Annotated in this window: 4 protein-coding genes and 3 pseudogenes; 5 read left to right on the forward strand and 2 right to left on the reverse strand. The window is 62.9% G+C overall.

Annotated features, from left to right (window positions below):
* The 3 genes from B3849_RS03120 to B3849_RS03130 all read left to right on the forward strand — a co-directional run.
* The coding region (locus tag B3849_RS03120; protein ID WP_286779807.1) for a M16 family metallopeptidase at positions 1–906 on the forward strand (906 nt) is incomplete at its 5' end.
* The gene (locus tag B3849_RS03125) at positions 906–1490 is read left to right on the forward strand and encodes a GNAT family N-acetyltransferase (RefSeq protein WP_005851700.1); all 585 of its coding nucleotides are present in this window, start codon (positions 906–908) and stop codon (positions 1488–1490) included. The genes B3849_RS03120 and B3849_RS03125, both read left to right, overlap by 1 nt.
* 8 nt (positions 1491–1498) lie before the next feature.
* On the forward strand, positions 1499–1936 hold the full coding sequence (locus tag B3849_RS03130) for a VOC family protein (RefSeq protein ID WP_278425796.1): 438 nt from the start codon (positions 1499–1501) through the stop codon (positions 1934–1936).
* A gap of 69 nt (positions 1937–2005) precedes the next feature.
* Here B3849_RS03130 and B3849_RS03135 read toward each other — a convergent pair.
* Both B3849_RS03135 and B3849_RS03140 read right to left on the reverse strand, forming a co-directional pair.
* Positions 2006–2479, reverse strand: a pseudogene (locus B3849_RS03135) (GcrA family cell cycle regulator); the annotation flags it as partial.
* 14 nt (positions 2480–2493) lie between these two features.
* Positions 2494–2820, reverse strand: a pseudogene (locus tag B3849_RS03140) (GcrA family cell cycle regulator); the annotation flags it as partial.
* A gap of 432 nt (positions 2821–3252) precedes the next feature.
* Here B3849_RS03140 and B3849_RS03145 point away from each other — a divergent pair.
* Positions 3253–4428 (forward strand): aspartate aminotransferase family protein, encoded by a 1176-nt coding sequence (locus tag B3849_RS03145; protein ID WP_278425795.1) that lies wholly within the window; start codon positions 3253–3255, stop codon positions 4426–4428.
* A gap of 75 nt (positions 4429–4503) precedes the next feature.
* Positions 4504–4838 (forward strand): annotated as a pseudogene (locus tag B3849_RS03150) (ornithine carbamoyltransferase); the annotation flags it as partial.

A 4838-nucleotide genomic window follows, 5' to 3' on the forward strand; every position in this document is an offset into this window, starting at 1 on the left:
GAGCGCGGCGTGATCCTGCAAGAGATCGGTCAGGCGCTGGATACGCCGGATGATGTGATCTTTGACTGGTTGCAGGAAAAGGCATACCCCAACCAACCCATCGGGCGCACCATTCTGGGCCCGTCCGAACGCGTGTCGAATTTCAGCCGCGACGACCTGTCGGGCTTTATCAGCCAGCATTACGGCCCCGACCAGATGATCCTCGCCGCCGCAGGGGCGGTGGACCATGACGAGATCGTACGCCTTGCTGAACAGCTGTTCGGCGACATGCCCCCCAAGCCTCTCTTCGACGTGGATGCTGCCAAATTCAGCGGCGGTGAAGTGCGCCAGTTGAAACCGCTTGAGCAAGCGCATTTCGCGCTCGGGTTCGAAGCGCCCGGCTACCGCGCTGATGATATCTATGTCGCGCAGATCTATGCCTCTGCCCTGGGGGGCGGCATGTCGAGCCGCCTGTTCCAGGAGGTCCGCGAGAACCGCGGCCTGTGCTATACGATCTTCGCGCAGGCAGGGGCCTATGCCGATACGGGCATGATGACGATCTATGCAGGCACGAGCGGCGAACAACTGCCCGAACTGGCGGGCATCACCATTGACGAGATGAAGCGCGCCGCCTCCGACATGTCCCCGGCCGAGGTTGCAAGGGCACGGGCACAGATGAAAGCTGGCCTGCTGATGGGGCTGGAAAGCCCGTCGAACCGCGCGGAACGTCTGGCGCGTCTGATCCAGATCTGGGACCGCGTCCCCCCGCTGGAAGAGACCATCGCACAGATTGACGCGGTCACCACAGGCGACGTGCGCGACTTTGCCCAGAATATCGCCGCCAGCGCCCCTGCGGCATTAGCGCTTTATGGTCCCGTAGAGGGCGCCCCCACATTGGAAGAACTGCAGGAGCGTCGCGCTGCCTGATGCAACTGCTGAAACGAAAGCTTGCCATTGAAACCGAAAGGCTGACGTTGCGGCCACCGGTGCATGCTGACTTCCGCCCCTGGGCCACCCTGCGGTCGGACAGCATCACCTACCTCACCCCGTGGGAGCCGTCCTGGGCACCGGACCACCTGTCGCGCAAAGCCTTTACCAATCGGGTCTACTGGGCCAACCGGTCGGTCTCTGCGGGGACGGCGCTGCCGCTGTTCCTGATCCGCCGCAAGGATAACATGCTGATCGGGGCGATCACGCTGGATAACATCCGTCGCGGCCCGGCACAGGCGGGCACCTTGGGGTATTGGACCGGTGAACAATTCGCCCGCCGTGGCTATATGCGCGAAGCGATCGAGGCGACGGTGCACCACGCCTTCACCCGTCTGGACATCAGCCGCGTCGAGGCCGCCTGCCTGCCCGAGAACATCGCCTCTCGCGGGTTGCTTGAAAAAACCGGCTTCAAATACGAAGGCGTCGCGCAAAGCTATCTGCAAATCGACGGGCGCTGGCGGACCCATGTGCTTTATGCGCAGCTGCGCGGGGACCGTCGGGGCAAGACCGCAGCGGGGTAGGGGGGGCTATGATCGCCTATGTCACTGTCGGGGCCGACGACCTTGCACGTGCCAAACGCTTCTATACCGCTTTCCTGCCATCCTTGGGCTATGCCTTGACCGAAGGTCCCGAGGGCCTGAGCTTTGTGTTGCCACAGGCTTCGGGGCAGCCCGCGGCCATGCCAGATTTCTACGTCAAACCGACCTTTGATGGTGCGCCGGCTTCTGCTGGCAACGGGTCGATGATCGCGTTCGAGGCACCCACTCAGGCACAGGTGCGCGTGCTACACGCCGCAGCGCTGGCCGCGGGCGGCAGCGATGAGGGCCAGCCGGGGTTTCGCGCCACCTATGGTCCGCGCTTCTACGTCAGCTACCTGCGCGACCCCCAAGGCAACAAGATCGCGTTGTTCTGTGATAATCCGGCAGAGCCGGGCAGGGATGATCCTCCCACTGCGCCGACGCGTTGATGCGAAAAAGGCCAGACATCGCTGTCTGGCCTTTCGTTACTCTGATGTCCGCAGTGGCTGACTGGCAGCTTAGCGGCGGCGGTCGCGCCGCGCGCTCATCGGTTGGAAGGCGACGCCGACGTGTGCCTCACAATAGGGCTTGCCCTGCTGTACGGGCAGACCGCAGAACCAGAAATCATCCGTTGCAGGGTCACCGACGGGCCATTTGCAGGTCCGCTCTGTCAGGTCCATCAGGCCGATCTTCTTCGACTTTTTCTCGACCTCGCTCACCTTGGCAAGCGCTTCCGGGCTGATCTCGTTCGCGGAGGGCTGCGGCGGCAGCGGCTGGCCTGCCGGGATGATCGCCTTGACCCGGACGCTCGTGGTGACCGGCACGGCGTTCTCTTCGGTGCTCTCGGCGGGGGCGGCAGGCTTGGTGGTCGGCTTCGGCGTGGGCTTGGCCGCCGTTTTCGGTGCCTCGGCCTCTGGCGTCGCGGCAGGCGCGGCGTTCGCCCCGGGGGCCGAGCCGTTGCGATTGGACAACCCCAGCCGGTGCACCTTGCCNNGGCGGGAATGATCTTGGCGCGCGCGGGCAGGTTGGGGCGGGGCGCTGGTGCGGCCTCCGCCGGTTCCGGCTCTGCGGCTTCGGGGGCGGGTTCAGCCTTGGGTTTGGCGGCTGCGGCGGGTTTCGCGGCGGGCTTGGCCTTGGCTTCCGGTTTGGCAGCCGCAGCAGGGGCGGCGGCGGGCGCTGCGGTTGCGGTCCGGTTGGACAGCCCCAGACGATGCACCTTGCCGATCACGGCATTGCGGGTCACACCGCCCAACTCCTTTGCAATCTGGCTTGCGGATTGGCCCTCGCCCCACATTTTCTTCAGGATCTCTACGCGGTCATCGGTCCAAGACATTTGGCGTCCTTAGCTAACAAGCGGCCCTTCTCAGGACCGCCGTGGAAAAATCTCAAGCCCCTATACTAATCACTGACAGCTTGGGTGCAAGGCGCGAACGGGCGATTGGCGCGGCAGCGGGGGCAAACGCTCCCTTAAAACCACAGCAAAGCAGCGACGGCACCGTTCGTGCGACAGATTGCGGCAATCGCGCGCCAGTTTTTGCTTTGCAAGCCGCGAAAAGCTGCTTATGCAAACGGCATGATCAACCGTTCGACATCCTCTTTGCGACGACGCCAAGGCTAATTGGCGACACCGGCCCCTGACACGGGGGGCACGGCATTGATCTTTTGCGACATAAATTGCGTCGCACCCCTTCAAATCTTATTGACCCTCTCCGTCACACATGGCCTTTTGTGCCTTTGATGCGGCCAACCCATAAGGATGATCCTGATGATCCCATCTGTTCTGCCGACCTATTCACGCGCCCCCCTGAGCTTTGTCAAAGGCGAAGGGTCCTGGTTGATTGAACAAGACGGCCGCCGATTTCTGGATCTGGGCGCAGGCATTGCGGTGAACGCGCTTGGCCATGCGCACCCCGCGCTGGTGGCGGCGCTGACCGAACAGGCAGGGCAGCTTTGGCATACCTCGAACCTCTACGAGATCCCCCAGCAACAGGAACTGGCCGACCGGCTGGTCGCGCTGAGCTTTGCCGATACGGTGTTTTTCACCAACTCCGGCACCGAGGCATGCGAACTGGCGGTCAAGATGGCGCGCAAGTATTTCTACGACAAGGGCCAGCCCGACCGGACCGAGATCATCACCTTCTCGGGCTCGTTCCACGGGCGGTCATCTGCCGGGATCGCGGCGGCAGGATCCGAGAAAATGACCAAAGGCTTCGGCCCGCTGCTCCCCGGTTTCAAACATATCGAATTTGGCGATATGGAGGCGCTTGGCGCGGCGATCACCGATACCACAGCCGCCATCATGATCGAACCGGTGCAGGGCGAAGGCGGCATCCGTCCCGTGCCGGATGCGGACCTCAAACAGATGCGCGCGCTGTGCGAAACACACGGGCTGCTGCTGATCTTTGACGAGGTGCAATGCGGCGTGGGTCGCACCGGCAAGATGTTCGCCCATGAATGGGCCGGCGTCACCCCCGACATCATGATGGTCGCCAAAGGCATCGGCGGCGGTTTTCCCTTGGGCGCCGTGCTGGCTACAGAAAACGCTGCCTCTGGCATGACGGCGGGCACCCACGGGTCGACCTATGGCGGCAACCCGCTGGGCTGTGCCGTGGGCAATGCTGTGGTCAATATCATTGGCACAGACGCCTTTCTTGAGGATGTGAACCGCAAGGCCGGCCTGATGCGCCAAAAGCTCGAAGGGTTGGTCGCCAGCCACCCTGACGTGTTCGAAAGCGTACGCGGCAGCGGGCTGATGCTGGGGCTGAAATGCAAAGCCACTAACAGCGATGTCGTCGCCGCAGGGTACCGTCACGAGGTCATCACAGTACCGGCGGCGGATAACGTAATCCGCCTGCTGCCCCCTCTCAATATCACCGATGAAGACATCGCCGAGGCCGTCTCTCGCCTTGATCAAGCGGCCAGCAGCCTTGCTGCCAGCTGACCTTCATTTTGCCCTATAAACTCCGGGGGGCCGGGGGGCTGGCCCCCCAACTCCCTAAAATTAAAAGAATACCCCATGAAACATTTTCTCGACATTCACCAAACCGATCCGGCTGACCTGCGCAGCATCATCGACAATGCCGCCACGATGAAATCGTCCCGTCTGGGCCGCCCCCGTGGTGCGCCGGATGATGAACAGCCGCTCAAGGATCACATGGTCGCGCTGATCTTTGAAAAGCCCTCGACCCGGACGCGCGTCAGCTTTGACGTGGGCGTGCGTCAGATGGGCGGGCAGACGATGGTGCTGTCTGGCGCAGATATGCAGCTCGGCCACGGCGAGACCATCGCCGACACGGCACGGGTGCTCAGCCGCTATGTCGATCTGATCATGATCCGCACCTTCGAAGAGGC

The sequence above is a fragment of the Sulfitobacter sp. UBA4523 genome (assembly GCF_002388305.1).
GTDB lineage: Bacteria > Pseudomonadota > Alphaproteobacteria > Rhodobacterales > Rhodobacteraceae > Sulfitobacter > Sulfitobacter pontiacus.

What these genes read in the sequence shown, in the direction of transcription:
- B3849_RS03125 (WP_005851700.1), top strand. Translation starts at nt 906, where the DNA reads ATGCAACTGCTGAAACGAAAGCTTGCCATTGAAACCGAAAGGCTGACG.
- B3849_RS03130 (WP_278425796.1), top strand. Translation starts at nt 1,499, where the DNA reads ATGATCGCCTATGTCACTGTCGGGGCCGACGACCTTGCACGTGCCAAA.
- B3849_RS03145 (WP_278425795.1), top strand. Translation starts at nt 3,253, where the DNA reads ATGATCCCATCTGTTCTGCCGACCTATTCACGCGCCCCCCTGAGCTTT.